17 protein-coding genes are annotated in these 18,162 nt (G+C 59.4%); 9 read left to right on the forward strand and 8 right to left on the reverse strand.

Annotation, left to right across the window (positions count from 1 at the left end; genetic code table 11):
• Window positions 1–17: 17 nt before the first annotated feature.
• The 3 genes from ABVQ20_RS19125 to ABVQ20_RS19135 form a co-directional block, all read right to left on the reverse strand.
• Entirely contained in the window at window positions 18–410 is a 393-nt protein-coding gene (locus tag ABVQ20_RS19125) for a single stranded DNA-binding domain-containing protein (RefSeq protein ID WP_354461059.1), read from the reverse strand.
• A 191-nt stretch (window positions 411–601) separates the two neighbouring features.
• Window positions 602–1,618, reverse strand: a complete 1,017-nt coding sequence (locus tag ABVQ20_RS19130) for a glycosyltransferase family 2 protein (protein WP_354461060.1) — start codon at window positions 1,616–1,618, stop codon at window positions 602–604.
• Window positions 1,619–1,710: 92 nt separating this feature from the next.
• Window positions 1,711–2,835 carry a nucleotidyltransferase family protein gene (locus tag ABVQ20_RS19135; RefSeq protein WP_354461061.1) on the reverse strand — a complete coding sequence of 375 codons (1,125 nt, stop codon included), beginning with the start codon at window positions 2,833–2,835 and terminating at the stop codon, window positions 1,711–1,713.
• Between the two features lie 524 nt (window positions 2,836–3,359).
• Here ABVQ20_RS19135 and ABVQ20_RS19140 point away from each other — a divergent pair.
• The 6 genes from ABVQ20_RS19140 to ABVQ20_RS19165 all read left to right on the forward strand — a co-directional run bounded on the left by ABVQ20_RS19140 (window position 3,360) and on the right by ABVQ20_RS19165 (window position 9,216).
• Window positions 3,360–3,512: a lasso peptide gene (locus tag ABVQ20_RS19140; protein ID WP_354461062.1), complete on the forward strand. Its 153-nt coding sequence runs from the start codon at window positions 3,360–3,362 to the stop codon at window positions 3,510–3,512.
• Window positions 3,513–3,643: 131 nt separating this feature from the next.
• Window positions 3,644–3,943: a PqqD family protein gene (locus tag ABVQ20_RS19145; RefSeq protein ID WP_354461063.1), complete on the forward strand. Its 300-nt coding sequence runs from the start codon at window positions 3,644–3,646 to the stop codon at window positions 3,941–3,943.
• Between the two features lie 25 nt (window positions 3,944–3,968).
• A complete protein-coding gene (locus tag ABVQ20_RS19150; RefSeq protein WP_354461064.1) occupies window positions 3,969–4,346 on the forward strand; it encodes a lasso peptide biosynthesis B2 protein in 378 nt (125 codons plus the stop codon).
• Complete coding sequence (locus ABVQ20_RS19155) at window positions 4,343–6,265, forward strand: lasso peptide isopeptide bond-forming cyclase (RefSeq protein WP_354461065.1); 1,923 nt, start codon at window positions 4,343–4,345, stop codon at window positions 6,263–6,265. Before ABVQ20_RS19150 ends, ABVQ20_RS19155 begins: the two co-directional genes overlap by 4 nt.
• Window positions 6,266–6,267: 2 nt before the next feature.
• Complete coding sequence (locus ABVQ20_RS19160; protein WP_354461066.1) at window positions 6,268–7,299, forward strand: phosphoenolpyruvate carboxykinase (ATP); 1,032 nt, start codon at window positions 6,268–6,270, stop codon at window positions 7,297–7,299.
• Window positions 7,300–7,371: 72 nt separating this feature from the next.
• Window positions 7,372–9,216 (forward strand): ABC transporter ATP-binding protein, encoded by a 1,845-nt coding sequence (locus tag ABVQ20_RS19165; RefSeq protein ID WP_354461067.1) that lies wholly within the window; start codon window positions 7,372–7,374, stop codon window positions 9,214–9,216.
• A gap of 39 nt (window positions 9,217–9,255) precedes the next feature.
• Here the strand turns inward: ABVQ20_RS19165 and ABVQ20_RS19170 are convergent, their stop codons facing one another.
• A complete protein-coding gene (locus ABVQ20_RS19170; protein WP_354462215.1) occupies window positions 9,256–9,528 on the reverse strand; it encodes an exopolysaccharide production repressor protein in 273 nt (90 codons plus the stop codon).
• Window positions 9,529–10,121: 593 nt separating this feature from the next.
• On the opposite strand from ABVQ20_RS19170, the gene ABVQ20_RS19175 reads away from it, so the two are divergent.
• The 3 genes from ABVQ20_RS19175 (at window position 10,122) to ABVQ20_RS19185 (ending at window position 12,775) form a co-directional block, all read left to right on the forward strand.
• Window positions 10,122–10,799 (forward strand): sugar transferase, encoded by a 678-nt coding sequence (locus ABVQ20_RS19175; protein WP_354461068.1) that lies wholly within the window; start codon window positions 10,122–10,124, stop codon window positions 10,797–10,799.
• Between the two features lie 93 nt (window positions 10,800–10,892).
• Window positions 10,893–12,158, forward strand: coding sequence for a polysaccharide biosynthesis/export family protein (locus ABVQ20_RS19180; protein WP_435528388.1), 1,266 nt, complete (start codon window positions 10,893–10,895; stop codon window positions 12,156–12,158).
• A 59-nt stretch (window positions 12,159–12,217) separates the two neighbouring features.
• The gene (locus ABVQ20_RS19185; RefSeq protein ID WP_354461069.1) at window positions 12,218–12,775 is read left to right on the forward strand and encodes an acyltransferase; all 558 of its coding nucleotides are present in this window, start codon (window positions 12,218–12,220) and stop codon (window positions 12,773–12,775) included.
• 153 nt (window positions 12,776–12,928) lie between these two features.
• On the opposite strand, the gene ABVQ20_RS19190 is transcribed toward ABVQ20_RS19185, so the two are convergent.
• From ABVQ20_RS19190 to ABVQ20_RS19205, 4 genes are all read right to left on the reverse strand, one after another.
• The gene (locus ABVQ20_RS19190) at window positions 12,929–14,194 is read right to left on the reverse strand and encodes an O-antigen ligase family protein (RefSeq protein WP_354461070.1); all 1,266 of its coding nucleotides are present in this window, start codon (window positions 14,192–14,194) and stop codon (window positions 12,929–12,931) included.
• A 233-nt stretch (window positions 14,195–14,427) separates the two neighbouring features.
• Window positions 14,428–15,255: an SDR family NAD(P)-dependent oxidoreductase gene (locus ABVQ20_RS19195; protein WP_354461071.1), complete on the reverse strand. Its 828-nt coding sequence runs from the start codon at window positions 15,253–15,255 to the stop codon at window positions 14,428–14,430.
• A gap of 218 nt (window positions 15,256–15,473) precedes the next feature.
• Complete coding sequence (locus ABVQ20_RS19200; RefSeq protein WP_354461072.1) at window positions 15,474–15,959, reverse strand: acetone carboxylase subunit gamma; 486 nt, start codon at window positions 15,957–15,959, stop codon at window positions 15,474–15,476.
• On the reverse strand, window positions 15,956–18,160 hold the full coding sequence (locus tag ABVQ20_RS19205; RefSeq protein ID WP_354461073.1) for a hydantoinase B/oxoprolinase family protein: 2,205 nt from the start codon (window positions 18,158–18,160) through the stop codon (window positions 15,956–15,958). The genes ABVQ20_RS19200 and ABVQ20_RS19205 overlap by 4 nt, the downstream gene beginning before the upstream one ends.
• Between the last annotated feature and the right edge of the window lie 2 nt (window positions 18,161–18,162).

The raw sequence follows: 18,162 nt of genomic DNA on the forward strand, positions 1-18,162 counted from the left end.
GCCCTGACGCCTCCGCTTCACCCTCTGCCGGCGCGAGCCGGCCTGGTGAATTCGACGGCAGCCTCGCGCGATCCATTCTCGTCGAACATCGCATCCAGCGAAGGACGCAGTTCCTTCATCAGAAGGTGCTGTTGCGAGAGCACTGCGATGCGCCGCTCGCAATTTAGGATCGACTTTGTCAGCTCGCTGATTTCGGATGAGCGACCGGAGGCGGATCCATTTTCCATCGCCTCGACCAGAAAGGCTGCGTTCGTGGCCTTTGTCCTGTAGCGATTCTCGAGTCCGCTTTTCTCCGCTTCCACCTCAGCTGAAATCTGATCGAACAGTTTTGCCAGCCGATCCAGGCGTGAGATGTCGGTCTGCCGGTCGCGGGCGGGGTTTCTGGATCGGAAGCCGAATATCGAGGCCATCGTTTCAGACTCCTGTCATTGCCGGATTCACCCGGCGGGGATAGGCATATCGGCCAATTCACGCGGCCATCGAGATTGCTGCACTGCAGCATAGAGTGCCATCCCTGGAGCGACTAGGCAACCACCAAGCTCATAAACCGACGGCTCCGGCCGAAAGACGGCCACGGTGGGTTTGAGAAAACACCAATGGCTCAAGGTTCTCGGGCGGTTCTGGTTCCGGTCATAAGTACCCGGAACGGTGGCGTCTGCTGGGGCTTCGAAGCAAGGCCGGCATGGCGAAACAGCGCTTCGAGCTTATCGGCGGCAACACCCCGAACGATGGGAATGAGGTTGGATTGACTGGCCAGCGCATAGGCAGCCGCCGATGCCAGCCCGCGCTCGGCCTTCACATCGAGGAACTTCCGCAAGCGATATTTGTCGCGGACATGGCGTTCGTGCTTTCTCAGCGCCGCCTTCGATCCCTCCGGCAGGCTGTCGATCTCTAGCAACGACAGGTCCGCGTCGGCAAGGCGCTTCAGATCCTGCGTCTTGTGGCGGCCGCTCAGCGAATCCGGGCGCACGATGGCGCCGTAGCCACAGGACCGGATGACCTTGAACCGTGCGCCTTGGGCAACCGCGCGCGCATAGAGTTCGTAGTCCTCTCCAAGACGCAAACCCTCGTCATAGCGCAGCCCGTGCCGATCGAGGAAGGCGCGGCTGATCACCGGCTTGAGGAAGCCGAGCTCGCCCCTCTGCACGCGGCGCCTGGAAATATTGCCTTCGATGAAGCGCTCGAAATCGAGGAATTCCGGATCGGCCGAAAATCGCGGCGCGACGATTTTCGTCATGTCTCCAGCCACGTCATCCCTGATGAGCATGATGTTGTCAGCCGCGAAATCCCAATCGGCGCGGGCAAACAGCTTGCGAAACCGGCCCTCGAGAAAGAAATCGTCGGCGTCGAGGATGCTGATGAAGGGCGACCTGGAGCCGGCGATCGCGGCATTACGGGCAAAGGAGGGGCCACGATTGATGTCGAGGTGCATGACGGAGAGCCGCCCGCTGCCGTCGTCGGCGGCCCGGGCCACGCTTGCCGTGTCGTCGGTGGAAGCGTCGTCAACGACAACGACCTCCGCCACTTCCAGCTCACGCAACGCGGAAGCGATGGCGACCGGAATCGTCCGTGCCGCGTTTCGCGCCGCGATGATCACGCAGACTTCGGTTCCTGTCATGGGTTCACCTCTTCATTGCACCGGTCTTCATTGCACCGGTGATTTCTCGTTTGCTTGCCCCTCCCGTTCGGCGTCAGACATGTTTCACACCCTCAGCGACCACCCGGCCGTTCAAAAATGCGACGGCTGAGATCGGCTGACGCGGCCCAACCGGCCTCGGCCATGTAACGGACAGGCGCGCGGCCGCACAGTTCCCACAACACGGTTCGCCGCTGCGGCCACCGCAATGACGACAACCAGGGAGCGATGACCATGTTGAGCAGGTCTTCATTACCGATGCGCGACAGGATCCGGGTGGCCCGCTCCGACAGCAGGGTCCCAGCCCCGCCAAGAAGCAGGTCGGCGGCGCGCAAACCAAGCAGCAGCGTGTCGACCAGCCCCTGCTCCGTCGCGTAATCGAGCACATTCTGCTGTTCCGCCGTGCTCAACCGGCTGGCGCTGGCGCGGACATCGCAGACATAGCCGGCGCAGGGCTCGCGATTGAAAAGCGCCTTGGCAACGCTGATGCAGGAAAGAAGCAAGGTATCGGTCGCCGAAATGAACGGCACGCTTGTGCCGGCGATCTCGACAGGCCGCTTGCGCCGCAAGAACCCGTCCGTATCGCGCGGACTGGGCGAACCCGGCTGCTGGAGGCGGTAGTGAAGATCGACGGTGGAGGATGTCGGCCCAGCAGTACGGATCATGTGCTGCTCGCCAAGAAAACGAACCCACCATACGGACCGCGATTTGCCGGCGATCTCGTAGCCTATCGCCCGCAGCGCATCACGCGCTTTGAAAAAGCCGGATGACGAGACCAGGATGTCGACATCCCCGGAAGGCTTCATGAAATGATCGCCATAGAGAAGCCGCTGCTGGAATGGGCCCTTCAGGAAGACAAAGTCGATGTCTCGGTCGCGTAACGCGCCGTGGATGGCCATGGAATCCATGATGCAAGACGAGTTCATCGCCACCGTCCTGCGGCGATAGGTATCCAGCCACTGGAACAGTTCGGGAGGTTTTTCACCAGATGAACGAGACAGGGCCTTGAGGACGAATGTGGCGACCTTGTTCAACCTGGCGATGTCAGCGACGTTGGCGACCGACAGGGTCGGCACGGAGGCTTCGCCGGTGGTCGCCCCAGGGCTTGCGGCAAAAAACAGCCTCAGGCACGCCTGTACATAGGCAATCTCGTCGGCGCAGTCGGCGGTGCGCAACCGTTCATACGAACTTTCCTGCAAGGGCCATCCTTCGCAAAGTCTCCGGAAAACAATTTATCCGAGGCATATGCTGCAAGTGCGAACGTGCAGCATCGCCAAAATCGTTGGCCACGTCCAGTTTTTCCTTTTGGCGTTCACTCGCCTGCAACCATGACGTTTGTTCTGATTCCCTTGAAACCTAGCCGCAACCGCAGTTGCAATGTTATCCGACGTCCTATTTCGGCTAGCCTCAGCAAGATTTTACCAAATCGGCCGCCCACATTAGCAACGACTAAATACAAGGCATTTCGGCAAGCATCTTTATACCAATAAAATCAAATGCTTAAATCATTACCATAAGCGCACGCTCATGCACCCCGATTCGGCATGGAGGACGCCCGGCTCCAACCGTCCCTTCACAGAATCCACCGCCACCGCAACCCATAATTGATTAACGCTTGGTAAATCAGGCTTGACTCATGAATGTTGCTATGCAGCTATTGCGGTGCAGCAAAATATGCTGACGGCACTCGACAGGCCGTTTCCAGTCCTTATCGGAGACTTAAATGGAACAGAATGTTGACAAGCATGAGTACGAAACGCCGAGCCTGACGGTTCATGGTTCGATCGAAACCATCACCCAGGGCACCGGCGGCGACACCGCGCTCGATGGGGTGTTCCCGATTCATACACCAAAGGGCCAGCTCACGTTCTCTTGAGATGATCCGGTTTTCTAGAGTGACAGTTGGAACTTTAGAGCCAAACGCTAAGAGAGTCGGGGGTTGAAAAATCTCCGACTCGCAGTTGAAATCTGGAACTTCCGTGGCGTATTTGTAAACAAGGCTTTAGGATGAGCTGGAACCCATCTGACCACGACAAGGTCTCTGCGATCAAGGAGGCCGTGGCTTGTGAATTCGGCGACGGAGTCGCACTGTTGGACTTGAAGTCCAACATCTACTTCAGCCTGAACAGCGTCGGGGCATTCATCTGGGACCTGATCCAGGAACCGAAGCCGATCCTGGAAATCCGTAATGCCGTGCTTGCGCGTTACAATGTCGATGCAGAACGCTGCAAGGCCGACGTCGATGGATTGTTAAGGGGCTTGGCTATCCATGGCCTTGTGAGGCTGCATCATGAGGAACTTGTCTAGAGTTCTCTCCCTGAGCGGCTCGGAAATGATCTTTCTTGGCCGCTGCCTGCTGGTGGTCACGGCCGTCCGGCTGGGACTGACGGTGATCTCCTACAATCGCATACGCGCGGTGGTGATGCGGCTGGACGCGCGTCAATCCGCTGATGTTGCTGACCTGCGGCGTGTCGCGTGGGGCATTGCCGCCGCTGCGCGGCTCGTGCCGCGCGCCACTTGTCTTACCCAGGCGCTTTCAGGCCAGTACATTCTCGCCCGTCAGGGCCATGCCTCCAAGATACGTATCGGCATAGAACGCGGCACCGGGAAGCAGTTGAAGGCGCATGCCTGGCTGGTGAGTGAGCACCATATTGTTCTTGGCGGATCAATTGACGGTTTCGCTCATCTCGTCGACTATGGCAGCCGATGAGCGGCTTGGCCGGAATTCTGCTCCGACAAGGGCCCCCGCCGACAGTCGCGGCGACTGATATTCAAAAAATGCTGGCGCGTATGCGCCATCGTGGCCCTGACGGAAGCTCGTGGTGGCTGGACACCGACATCGCCCTTGGCCACGCATGGCTCAACACCACGGATGAAGCTGGCCCCGGTCCGCTGACTATGGGTGGAGGCAAACTCGCTATAACCGCCGATTGCCGACTGGATAACCGAGACGAACTGTTGGCGAGGCTGGGCATCAGGGACAAATCGGTCGCCGATGCGAAGCTGATAATGAGTGCTTATCTGCGTTGGGGAGAGGCCTGCCCGTTTCATCTGCAAGGCGATTTCGCCTTCGCCGTCTGGGACAGCGAACGACAATTGCTGTTTTGCGCGCGCGATCAATTCGGGGTCAAGCCCTTCTACTATCATTCGGCGGCTCAGCGCTTCGTTTTTGCGTCGGAAATCGGGCCAATCCTCGCCGTTGGCGAGTCAAGTGCGACCATTAGCGAACATCAGATTGCCGGGTTTCTTGCTGGGCTCCCCGATGACCCGCAGTCAACACCCTACACCGATATTTTTCGATTGCCCGCCAGCCACAGCCTGACCGCGACGGCGCATCAGGTTGCATTGCGGCGTTACTGGAAAATTGAACCGTCATCGACCCCCATGCGATCTGACGCCGCCGAGGAATTTCGCCATCTGTTCGAGCAGTCCGTCAAGAACCGGACGAGAGGCACTTCCTCAGTGGGCGCGATGTTGAGCGGCGGCCTCGATTCCTCCTCAATCGCCTGTGTGGCCGGCCGCCAGAACGCAGCCGGGAGCAAACAGAAACTACCGACTTTCTCGTTGATTTTCGAGAAGGGGTCGCCATCGGACGAACGGCCGTTCATCGACGAAGTCTTGAGACAGAACGAGGTTGACGGCACCATGATTGCTGTCGACAACTACGCTCCATTCGCGGAGTTCGAACGCATCCTAGAAGAACAGGGTGGGCCGTTTCTGGCGCCAGGCCTGTCGCTGACCCGCAGCATATACAGAGCCGCAGGCGCCAAGGGCATAAAAGTACTTCTCGACGGCCATGGCGGGGATGAGGTCGTTTCGCAAGGTTATGGGTATCTACACGAGCTTGCAATCGCCCGCAGATGGATGGATTTGTGGCGCGAGATGCGCGGGGATGCGGTCCTTTTTGGGGATGAGACCCTCGAAATCTACTTCAAATTCTTGACCGTCTACGGGCCGGCTTGGCGTATCGCCAAACTCAGGGAAACGGCAAAGCGCGCCATGAACAAGCTTTGGCCACGATCGCCGAGGATCGCGCAGCGTCCGAGCTGGCTTGGCCTGATCAACCCAGACCTTGCCAGGCGAACGGATATTGTTGGCAGATTTCATCGAAGCGGAGCTATGCCGCCTTCGATGAGATCCACTGAGGCCTTGACCCATCGCTGGATTCTATCGAATGGGCTTGTACCACACGCATTCGAGGTTCTCGACAAGGCTGCGGCCAATTTCGGTGTCGAACCGCGTTATCCTTTCTGGGACAAACCACTTGTCGAGTTCTGTCTGTCCCTCCCAGGCGAGCAGAAATTACACCAGGGCTTCGGACGCCACGTGCTGCGCCGTGCCATGGAGGGCGTGTTGCCTCCGGCGGTTCAGTGGCGGCGCGACAAGATCGATTTCAAGTCGAACTTGGTCAGCGGCATGTTGCGCAATCACCGAAGCCTTCTGAACAGTTTGCTCGTGTCGGACGCCAGTCTGATTGAGCCCTACGTCAACCTGCCTGAGGTGACGGCGGCATATGACCGGATTTCAAGGCTTCCTGACCAAGCGACGCTGCCCGACGTTCAATATGTCTGGCGTTCGGCATCGTTGTCTCTCTGGCTACGGCAGGTCCAACGCCGTGGGAGTCCGTAGCAATGCAAGTCAACGCGCCATTTTCCGCCAAGGCCAACCACAATCAAACCGGATCGGGGCCTCTACGGCCAAGACCTCGGCATTTCTACAAGGCCTACGGCCTAACGATATCCTCGGAAGTGACCCTGCCGGAACTTGAGCCGCTGGCTTCGGTGCCGGCGGCAGCCGACATAGTGATCAGTGTTGGCTCGTTTGAGGTGCCGCAGCCGTCGGTCAACGCCGCGACCGCCTTCCGCTTCGAGCCGGACAGGCAGTATCTGGCCTGGGAGACGGTCGGGGCGTTTCTGATCAGCGATGCAAGGCGGATCGACGTCGATCCAGCACCGGGCGTCGACGACCAGTTGATCGCCTTTCCCCTGCTGGGCCCGGTCATGGCGTTACTGCTGCATCAGCGCGGTTTGCTCATTCTTCATGCCAGCGCCATTGTCGTTGATGGCAAAAGCGCAATCTTCATGGGAGATAAGGGGGCCGGCAAATCGACCACCGCAGGAGCTATGATCCGCGCCGGGCATGAATTGCTAACCGATGACGTGGTCGCCCTCGATTTGTCCAACCCACTTGAGCCGATGATCGTGCCGGGCTTTCCACAGCTCAAGCTGGCCGCCGACGCCGCGGCAGCGATCTCGCTCAAGGGAGCGGAGGTGCGACCGCAAGTACACCCGGCCATCGACAAGACGCAGCATCGTCTGCACGGAGGCTTCTCTCGTGAGAAGGTAGCCGTGACCCGGATTTATATTCTCGAACGTGGCGAGCGAGCTGCAATCCTGCCCTTTCCAACCATTGCCGCACTGCCCGCGATCATCAAATTTTCTTACGTAACTCGCTTTGGCCGGTCGGCTCTTGTTGGTGATTTCGCAGCAAAACACCTTCGCCATTGCGCACAACTGGCCGGCCATGTCGGAGTATGCCGGCTCGAAGTGCCGACTGGTCTCGATAGAATCGGCGAAGCCGTGGATCTTATCAAGATGGACCTGGAGTTTGACAACGTAGTTAGACCGAAAAGGGAGGCGATTTTCGGAAAGCACGATGTCTAGCCGCAGATTTTTAGAACGGAATTCCAGCACATGAGGACGGGCGGCGCTCCGACGTTCCCGCTGAGCAAGGTTATGACAAGAGCACCCGCGTTTCATTTGTCACTGTTTCGACAGATCACCGGATTTGGCGTGGCCATGGCTCGGATTGGTGGGCATAGAACATGGGCGGCGCTGATTTTCCTCATTTTGGGCAGTCTGACCGAAGGTGTCTCTATCTTGCTTCTGGTCCCCTTGCTGCAACTCGTCGGACGATCGGATCAGAATTACGCGATCAAGCTGCCCGATAGCGAGTTGATGCGCTGGATACTGCCAGTTGAAACCGTGCAACTTGCGACGGTGCTTTTCGGATTGGTTGGGCTCGTCACGCTGCAAGCGGCCTTCAGCCGCTTCAAGTCGCTCTACATGGCCAAGCTTCTGTACGATTTCATCAACCGTCTGCGTATCGATCTCTTTGAAAGCATCGGAAGAGCCCGATGGGGCATTTTCACGCGGATGCGAAGCTCGGACCTCGACCATGCCCTCACCGGCGACATAGACCGCGTGCAGGCTACGGCTTTCTCATTGCTAATGATGGTACAAACGTCGGTTCTGCTGGCAGGTTACCTCGCGGTCTCTCTGTTCATCTCGCCAGTGATGACGTCCATCGCGGTTTTGATCGGCATCATCATGTTCCTGGTGCTTCGGCCCTTTCGGACGCGTGCCGCCGCATTCGGCCAGCTCTTGACGACCAATCGGCAGGACCAGTACCGGACGGTTGCGGAGTTTCTGAGCGGCATCAAGGTTGCAAAGAGCCTCAATGTGGAGGCGTCGTATTTCGCCCAGCTTCGGTCGATCCTCGGAAAGATGAAGGCCGACAATATCGACTATGTGCGCAACACCACGATCGGCACCGCCCTGTTCCAGGTGGCAAGCGTCGTCGGGCTCAGCATCTTCATCTATGTGGCGTTGGTGCGTTTCAATCTGTCACTAGCCGAGATTGTTGTACTGTTGCTGGTTTTCATGCGGATCGCGCCGCGCTTCATGGAGTTGCAGGTACAATCTCAGCAGGTTCTGATAAATCTTCCGGCCTATGCCGCGATGCGCAGCCTGCAGACGAGTTTCGATGCGGAACGTGAACAGACTAATCCCGAGACCGAGGAGCATGGAAAACTCTCGCTCGATACAGGGTTCAACATACGCAATGTGTTCTTTGGATATGGTGACGGCTCCGGCACACCGGTTGTCAGCGACATCACGTTCGGCCTTCCGGCCGGCAAGGTCACTGCGCTTATCGGCCCTTCGGGATCGGGCAAGAGCACGATCGCCGACATGCTGCTCGGCCTGCTCGAACCGACGGCCGGCAAGATGCTCGTCGATGGCATTGAAATCACGGCCGCCAATCGCAGGCGTTGGCGCGATCAGGTGGCCTATGTGCCGCAGGATGTGTTTCTTCTGCATGATACGATTGGTGCAAACCTTCGCCTCGCCGCGCCCCAGGCCACTGACGACGACCTGTGGGTGGCGCTCCGATCCGCGCATGCCGGTGATTTCGTCGAGCGGCTGGAGCACCGGCTCGAGACCGTGGTTGGCGACCGCGGCGTGCGGCTCTCCGGCGGCGAGCGCCAGCGCATCGCGCTGGCGCGGGCGCTGCTGCGCAAACCATCCTTGCTCATCCTGGATGAAGCCACCAGCGCACTCGATTGGCAGAACCAGTCGTTGATCGCCAAGTCGATCGACGGGTTGCGCGGCTCAATGACGATCCTGACCATTGCGCATCGGCCATCGATGATCGCCTTTGCCGACTGGGTGGTGGCGATGGACAATGGCCGCGTCGTGGAGGTCGGGCAATATCAGAGATTGAAGGAAAAGCCGGAAAGCCGGTTGTCCAGGATGCTGTCGGGTGAACAGTCCGAGAGGGAACCCGCCGACGCAGCCTGAGGCCGGGCGGATATCAAACTGGATGGTAAGGTGGCGGATTTAGTGCAGGCTTCTGCGGGCCCCGAGCTTCTCGCCCTCGGTGGCCTCGGTAGAGCTCTGCTTTCTTTCGGCGTCGCGAATCATGTCGGCTGGGGTCGGAGCGCTTCTTGCAATCATCACATAGACGACCACAAAGTAGCCGACCTGAATGATGACGGCGCAGACGACGACACGAACGAGTGTCGTGACAATGGAGGCGCCGCCCAGATAGGACCACACAATCACGATCGCGATAGCGAAGATCATGCCGATGATGAATTTTGGCAGCGACATACCCATAGCCCATCTACCGGCTCGGGTTAAAATAAAGAGATTGCCCTACCCCGAGCGCCTACCCTTGTCATGCGGGCTTGTTAAAGTCGCCCGCTTTCGGCTGGTTGCTTCCAGCCTTTCCGACCTGTCCGTATGCTGACAGAAACTGTTTGCAACTCTATTAAGGCGGGCAATAGGCGGCAAGGGCAACTACACATATTTTTGAACCGGCTTCGGCGATCGACTCAGACATGTTGCAATGCACGCATTGGCATCATGGCCAATTTTCTGACATCGTCTCATTTCAGTACAATATGCAATATTGAGTAGCATTTTATACGAATACGCCGAAGAGCCACATTATTATAAAGCACACGTTTCGAGTTAAAGAGCGCCCTGCCTCATATTTGCTCCAGATAGGTCCTGAATTTTTCCCTTGTGCCCGCCAATTGTCATAAATTTTCTAAGTAATCCGAATTTTGGGCAGGATTAGCTTATTTTTTAGCCACCCCCTGACGAGACTATTTCAACGGTATGGGAAATTGTGTGTTGCGCTGCAGCATTTTTTTGGTACCGTGCCGTGAACCATTCGTTCAACGCATGGAGTTTTCGGCATGAGGGACGTTGCGAAGTCAGCCACAGCGGGCTTTCCGCAAGCTGACATTGATTTTCCGCCACCGATCGGCGGCCTGCTCAAGCGCAGCTTTGATATTGCCGGTTCGCTGGCTGGATTGATTGCACTCAGCCCGCTGTTTGTGATGATCGCGCTGCTTGTCAAATTTTCCGACGGCGGATCCATTTTCTATGGTCATCGGCGGATAGGCCGGGGCGGGCGGATTTTCCCTTGCCTCAAGTTCCGCACCATGGTGCCGGACGGTGAAAGGGTTCTGACGGCCTATCTTGCCGCCAATCCGGATGCCAATGCCGAATGGCTGTCGACCCGCAAGCTGAAGAACGACCCGCGCGTCACCCGTGTCGGGGCCGTGCTGCGCAAGCTCTCCCTCGATGAACTGCCACAGATCATAAACATCCTTCAGGGCGATATGAGCCTTGTGGGACCCCGTCCGGTCGTGCGCGACGAGCTGGAGATCTATGGCAGCGCCGCGGTCTACTACTTGAAATCGCGCCCCGGCCTGACCGGACTCTGGCAGGTCAGCGGGCGTAACGACGTCTCCTACGACAGCCGAGTGGCATTCGATCGCCACTATGTCGAGAACTGGTCGATGTTCGGGGACATTCGCATCATCATCAGGACCGTGCCGGCCGTCTGGATGTCGCGCGGCTCCTACTAGGCTGACAGCACAGGCAAACAAAAAGTCGGCTGCCTTCACATCAGCATTCGTCAAAGCTCATTGGGCGGGCCAAAGCGGATCGGAAACGTTCAGTTGAAAACAGACATATTTGACGTCTTTAGCGCCGGTCGTCAGCCGCGTATGCGGCTTGCCGCCGGCTGCCTGGCCTTGGCCCTCGCCTTTCCTGCCGCTGCCAGCGAGTACCATCTCGGCGCGCTGGACAAGCTCAACATACGCATTGCGGAATGGCAGACCGTTGACGGCACCTTCCGCGACTGGTCCTCCGTCAATGGCGAATACACTGTCGGTCCGGCCGGCACGTTGTCAGTGCCTTTCGTGGGCGAGTTTCCCGCATCCGGCAAGACCACGTCCGAGGTCGCCGCGGCGATCGGCGAGGCGTTGCAGCGCAAGCTTGCCTTGCCGGACAAGCCGGAAGCTTCCGTTGAAATGGCTGCATACCGGCCGTTCTACATATCGGGCGAGGTACAGACGCCCGGCCAGTTCCCCTATGTGCCCGATCTGACCGTCCTGAAGGCCATCAGTGTCGCCGGCGGGCTGCGCCGAAGCGCGGATTCCGGCCAGCGCTATGACCGCGACCTGATCACCGCCAAGGGCAATTTCGACGTTCTCGAGGACCAGAGGGTCCGGCTGATCGTCAGGCGTGCCCGCATCGAAGCGGAAATGGCGGATAAACCGACGTTCGACGTGCCGAAGGAAGTGGCTGACAATCCAAAGCTGCCGAGCATCGTCGCCGACGAGATGGCGATCCTGGGAGCGGATCAAAAGAAGCTGAAACTGCAACTCCAGGCCCTCGACGAACTCAAGAACCTGCTGCAGTCCGAGATCGAGTCACTGCAGCAGAAGATCGACAACCAGCAGCGGCAGGTCGACCTTGCAAAGCAGGAACTCGCCAGCGTCGGCGTGCTGGCGCAGAAGGGCCTGGTTGCCAATACAAGGGTTCTGACGTCGGAGCGATCGATCGCCGACCTGCAGGGCCAGGTCCTGGATTACGACACGGCCATCCTTACCGCCAAGCAGGCGATCAGCAAGGCCACGCAGGATGGCATCGACGCGGAAAACACCCAGAATGCGACGCTCGCCACCGACCGGCAGCAGACGGAATCGGACCTCAACGCGACAATTCTCAAGCTGAACATGAACAAGGGCCTGATGTCCGAAGCCATGTCCGGCAGCCCCGGTTCGCAGGCCTTAGGCGGCGGTGACCAGCAGCCCACGATCTCCTTTGCCCTGGTGCGTGTCGTCGATGGCAAGTCCAGCGAGATTGCCGCCAACGAAGACACGCCGGTACAGCCCGGAGACGTGATCAAGATCAAGCTGACGCCAGCAGCCAGTCAGTAGGCGTTCGAGAATTCGAACAATCAAGCCTGCACAAACAGCCATTAACAGGCGCACCCCTGATGGATATCTATCGTGTCCGACGATACATTAAGGGAAAGATCATTGCGTTTGCCTGGAAAGCGAAAGGCGTGGAGATACAGGATCGCATCTCCGTGCTTGGCGTATCCCCGCATATTGCTGGGAAAGGCACCATCAAACTGGGATCTCTCGTCTCGTTTCGAGGGTTTGGCTCGCGCTCATGGTTTCACGTCGGCGCCGACGCGACATTTTCCATCGGATCGAAGTCCTTCATAAACAGCGGCGTGATGGTTGATGCCTGCTCAGCCGTAAGCATCGGAAAGAACTGCCTTATCGGTGATTGCGTTGTCATCCAGGATTCGAACTATCATGAGATCGATGAAGGATCCGGCGTCAAAACGAAACCTGTCTCGATCGGCAACAATGTCTGGATCGGTCGGAACTCGATAATTCTGCCCGGAGTCGAAATCGGCGATCACAGCGTCATCGGCGCCGGGTCCGTGGTCACCCGGAGCGTTCCCCCGCGAAGCCTGGTGGCCGGAAATCCTGCCCGTATCATTCGAGAGGTTGTGGCGGCCGAAGACTATATCCGCCATTGATCGGAATGGATGGCGCCAGGGGATACAAGGTGCCTGCTATCGGTCAAAGCCTGCTCCCTTCCGATGGAACAGGCCTCATTTGTTGTTCAAGCGCGATTTTTCAGAACACCGCAATCCACCCTCGGGCCGCGAGCGTGTTTTCGGGATGATGCCCTAACCTCCCGCGGTTTTCGGTTCCATCATATTGGCCGCGCTCCACCGCGTGCGGGTGACAGGCACCTTCACCAGCTTGAAATAGCCGTAGTACATGAGGAAGGAGCCCATGACGTAGGGGTTGAGAATGTCGACTTCGACAAAAGACCGGATCAGAAGCAGCGCCATGACGCCGGCAAGAATGACAGGCTCGGGGCGCCATGTTCCGAACACCACCGCTGATATGTGCCCCCAAAGCGTGCGCAGGAGTATCAGCGAAATGAGCGTCGCCCCGACATAGCCAAGCTCGACGAGGGTTTCGATATAGGTGTTGTGGAAGTGGAAGCCGGCGCGGCCGGTGATGAAGAATTCGTTCCAGAGCCGCTCGGCCTCGGAGAAGCCCTGCACCCAATAGGCCGCATAGCCAACACCCAGAAGCGGTGACTGCTGCGCGGCATTCCATCCCTGCTCCCACAGATATGTCCGCCCGGTGAGTGTCGAATCCTTGCCGAACATGTTGAGGACGAAATCCATAAGTCCGACATTCAAGGCAGCGACTATCGCAACGACGATCACTCCGCCGCCAAGAACGAAGACAACCCTTCGATAGCGCCGCGAGAGCACCTTGCTTGCGGCAAGAAGCACCACCAGGGCCAAGACAGCCGCGATCGAAGCGATCGAGGTGGCGGAATGCGAAGCGAGCAGCATATAGGCTGACAGTAGGGCAATGGGTGCCGTCCACAGAAGACCGAAGCGGTCGCGCCGGAGAAAAGCCAGGAAGACGACATAGAAATAGATGCCCAGCGACGCGACAAATCCGAGCTGGTTCTTCGACGCGAAGGCGCCGACGAAATTGAAGGTGCCGTCGAGGACGTCGTCGGAATAAGCGCCGACCTTGAGGGAATAAAGCAGGACGAAGAAGATCCCGACCAGGCAGCCGATCGTCAAGGTCCTGACGCTGACGGTGCGCGCCGCGATATAGGCGCAGGCTATGTGAGAGGAGTACTGGATCGCCGTCCTGACGGTGATGCCGGGCGCCGCGGACCAGAATATCGAGAAACAGACATAGGCGGCAAACGCCAGCGGCAGCCAGGCGCTCGAGACGTGGCGCAGGTAACGCCGATAATCCACGAGGATGAGCGGGAGCCAGACGGCGTAATAGGCCAGGATGGCCATCTGGCCGAAAATGGTGGAGTAGGAGAACGCAAAGATGGAAACAGCGACAGCGAAGCTGCCATAGGCTGTGTTCTTCTCCGGGTTGACCAGCAAAGATTTCGGAATCTTCATCTCGGTATCGGATTTCCCATGCCGTTCAATGCCTGTCCCGCCGCCCCCGATGTCTCATTGTGCAGTGCAATATAGCCCATCCCCTGCCGCCTGTCACCCAAATGACGGGTATTGCCGAGGGCCTTGGCGTCCGACCGACGGACTCCGTGCGAAAGATCAGGACGGGACTTGCAGGATCAGGCCATTGCCCGGCTGGCTACCGCGCCTGAAGACGCGACCATCCGGCGTGAGCGCTACCAAAGCGCTCCACCGGTGATCTGGATGTTTTCCATGGTAATGCCCTTGGCGGCATCGGAGCAGAGGAAGATTGCGAGCGCGGCGATCTCCTGCGGCTGCAGCATGCGCTGCTGCGGGTTGCCCCTGGCGATCTCGGCCATCGCTTCCTCGGCCGTGCGCCCCTTGCCCTCGCGCTCGACGACCTGCGCCACATTGCGGCGCATCAATTCGGTCTCGACCCAAGTCGGGCTTATCATGACGCAGGTGACACCATGGGCGGCCCCTTCCAGCGCCACGCAACGGGTCAGGCCGAGAAGGCCGGCCTTGGAGGCGCAATAGGCGGGATTGTCTTTCCAGCCGACGGAAGCGGCGGTCGAGCCTATGTTGACAATGCGGCCCCAGCCGCGCCCGATCATGCCGGGCAGCACGGCACGGGTGACGCGGAAGGCGCCGGTCAGGTTGGTGTCGACGATCTTGTCCCAGAGCGCATCGGAATGACCGCAGACCGGCTGTTCGGCGGTGGTGCCGGCGGCATTGACCAGAATGTCGGCGGGGCCGATAGCCGCTTCCGCGTCTGCCGCGAAACGATTGGTGATGTCGCTGTCGCCCACGTCGAGATGGGCTGCATGGATCTTGGTTCCGTGGGCGGAAAGGGCCGCGCGCACGCGATCGATTTCATCCGCGCCGGGATAGTAGGCCGCATCGGACTTCTCGGCGCCAGCGGGCGCTATGTAAGAGCCGACGGCGACATTGGCGCCGGCCTCGGCCAATGCCGTGGCAATGGCGAAACCCATTCCGGAAAACCCGCCGGTGACGATGGCGCTGCGGCCGGAAAGGTTTGTCATCAGGCACGGTCTCCGGACAGTTCAGGGCGGGCAACCGGGCCCGAAAGGGTTTGAAAATCACGCGGCAAGCCAGCCTCCACCGACAAGCATTTCGGAGCCGGTGACGGCGACCTTTGTACCCTGGGCCGCAACCAGCAACGCGGCCGCCACCCTAGAACCATACAGGTCCCGGCAACGGGCGCTACCTTGCCTACGACGCGGTTCACAAATCAAAGTCCTTAAAGCGGCTTGCCCAGCCATTCGCGATAGAAGCCTTCAAGATCCGGCTCGAAATCATGCACCAAGGGATAGCCTGGTGCCGCCGCCTCAACCTCGTGCATCGTGCCGCACTGCGGGCAGATGAATTCGCGGATTTCCATCCACTGCGGATCGGGAATGTCGCTGTTGGGATAAATCTCGCGCAAAGCCTCCTCGGTGTTGCGCACGTTGATCGCGGCGTTGAGCTTCCAGTTCTTGCGATAGTCGCCGAAGGAATGGCCACACTCGCAGCGGGTTATCCGCTCATCGCCGCTCTGGCAGATGAAGAGGTGATCGCTGACCGGGAGCAGGATCGGATCCTTCCAGGCGACGCGGTCCTGGTAGACGGCGACCATCTTGAAGAAACGGTCATCGTCCTTGTAGGCGCTCATGATGCGCCTTGTCTGCGGCCAGGGCAGCTGGCCGGCGGCCAGATCGCGGAGGACTTCCTTGCTGTACGAGGTCATGGCTTTGCTCCGGGCATGAAGATCGATCTGGCGTCGACGTTCCAGAAATCACTGAAATCCTTGGTGAAGCGCGACGACAGCTTGATCGCGCTGGCGTACATTTTCTTCACCTCCGGCGCGAAGTCGGCCTTCTCGACACGGCCACGCTCGGCGGCGATCCAGTCCGAAACCGGGATCGCCTTGGCCAGACGCTGCTTGCGCATGGCGGCGCGGCGCTCGACGGTCGCATCGATATCGGCAACCGGATAGCCCTCGGCGTCGTCCTTCAGCACGATGCCGAAGATCTGGTCGGCCGCTTGGTGGGTGAGGAAACCGTTCTCGACATCCCAAGCCGTCTTGATCGGATCGCGCTCCAGCACGTCGCCATAGCCGCCGCCGCCATTGTAGGAATGGCTGAAGATGTCTCCGGCCTTGTGCGGCGCGGTGATGTATGGCCCCTCGACCACGACATGGTCGCCGCCGATTTTCTTCTCGTAGTCGGAGACATGCGGGTCGATGCCGGGCGCGTGCGCAAGCGGTTCGCCTTTGGTGGCCAGTTCGTGGATGTTGGAATTGCGCACCGCGCGATGCTTCTGGCAGGTCGGCGCCGGATAGCCGCCGCACATGCCGCCATTGTCGAACACCCTGGAGGAGTGCTCCGAGGTGTGCAGCCGCAGATGCGAGGTCTTGTTGATCAGCCAGGTCGAGACGAAGGAGCAACCGCCGCGATATTTGCCGGCGCCGCCTGAGTTCGGCACGATCGAGCGGCCGATATAGACCATCGGCATCGACTGTTCCCAGACCTCGATGTTGCCCATGTCGGATTCCGGGTTCCAACCGACATAGGCGGTGTCGAGTCCGTCCGCTATGGCCAGAGCGCCGGAGCCGGCGGCGGCGCATTCGAAATGCGCCATGCCGAAGGGCGTGCCGTACTGGCTTTCGCCACCCATCTCGATCATCGGGCTGTTGACCTGGCCGACAAAGGCTTCCTCGACGAAGCCGCGTGCCACGAAGCCGCGCGACAACAGCCGCTGGAAAACGCCATAGGCGGGCAGCAGCAACGCCCATGAGGTGGCGGTGGCCACCATCTCATTGTCGGGGTTGGTCCAGGTGCCGTGCGGCAGTTTCAGCTCGGTCGCCATCCAGGCGCCGTCATTGACCAGCCCTTCGAAATTCATGTGCTGGGTCAGCGTCACGAACATGCCGCCATCCATGCCGGCCGGCGTGCAGTTCATCGAATGGTAGCCCCAGGGCTGGGTGCCCTCGAAGTCCATGGTGATCTTGCCGTCGGTGGTGATCTCCATCTCGATCGGTATGTTGTAGAGCCAATCGGGATCGCCGAGCAGCTGGAAGCCGGGCTTGCCGGCGGTGACGTGGCCATAGAAAGTGTGGCCGCGATAGATGCCGGGAACGGTGAGCTGGCGGGTGCGGGCGAGCTGGGCGCGACGGCCTTCCTCGATGAACTCCTTCGACACCTTCATCCAGTAGTCGAGGCCGATCTCGGAGATCAGCTGCTTGACGCTTTCGCGCATGTCGATGCAGGAAGCGACCTTGGCTTTCTCGTCGAGCACCCAGTAGATCGGCATGCGCAGATTGCGCTCGCAGCGGATGACGTAGTCGCGCCGGATCTCATCGTTTTCGCCGATCTTCTCAGCGCAGACGAACAGGCCTTCGGTGAAACGCTCCTGGGCGAGACACACGTCGCCACCAGGCGTGATGCCGCCGGCTTCCAGCTCGTGGCAGACAGCACCGGCCCAGCCGACCAGCGTGCCTTCATGGAAGATCGGCACCACGTCCATCACGTCGGGCACCTGCACGGTACCGATGAAGGCATCGTTGTTGGCGAAGATGTCGCCTTCGCGGATGCGCGGGTTCTCCTCGTAGTTGTTCTTGATCATCCATTTGATGAAGCGGCTCATCGTATGGACGTGCACCATGATGCCGTTGGACAGCGCGATGGCATCGCCTTCGGGGGTGTAGATGGCGACCACCATTTCGCCGACCTCGCGCACGCCGGGCGAGGCCGAGATGCGGCGCGCCATTTCACGGGCCGAGACGCAGTAGGCGCGCAGCTTGGTGTGCAGCGTCTCGAATTTCAGCGGATCCTGGTTGCGCAGCGTGAGTTCGGTGATGCCGTCATAGCAGCCGGTCTCTTCCATCAGCCGCTCGGAATCGAGCAGTCTTTCGCGAAGGCGCAGGGCCGAGGCAGGTTTGTCCAACATGG

The sequence above is a fragment of the Mesorhizobium shangrilense genome (genome assembly GCF_040537815.1).
Lineage (GTDB): Bacteria > Pseudomonadota > Alphaproteobacteria > Rhizobiales > Rhizobiaceae > Mesorhizobium > Mesorhizobium shangrilense.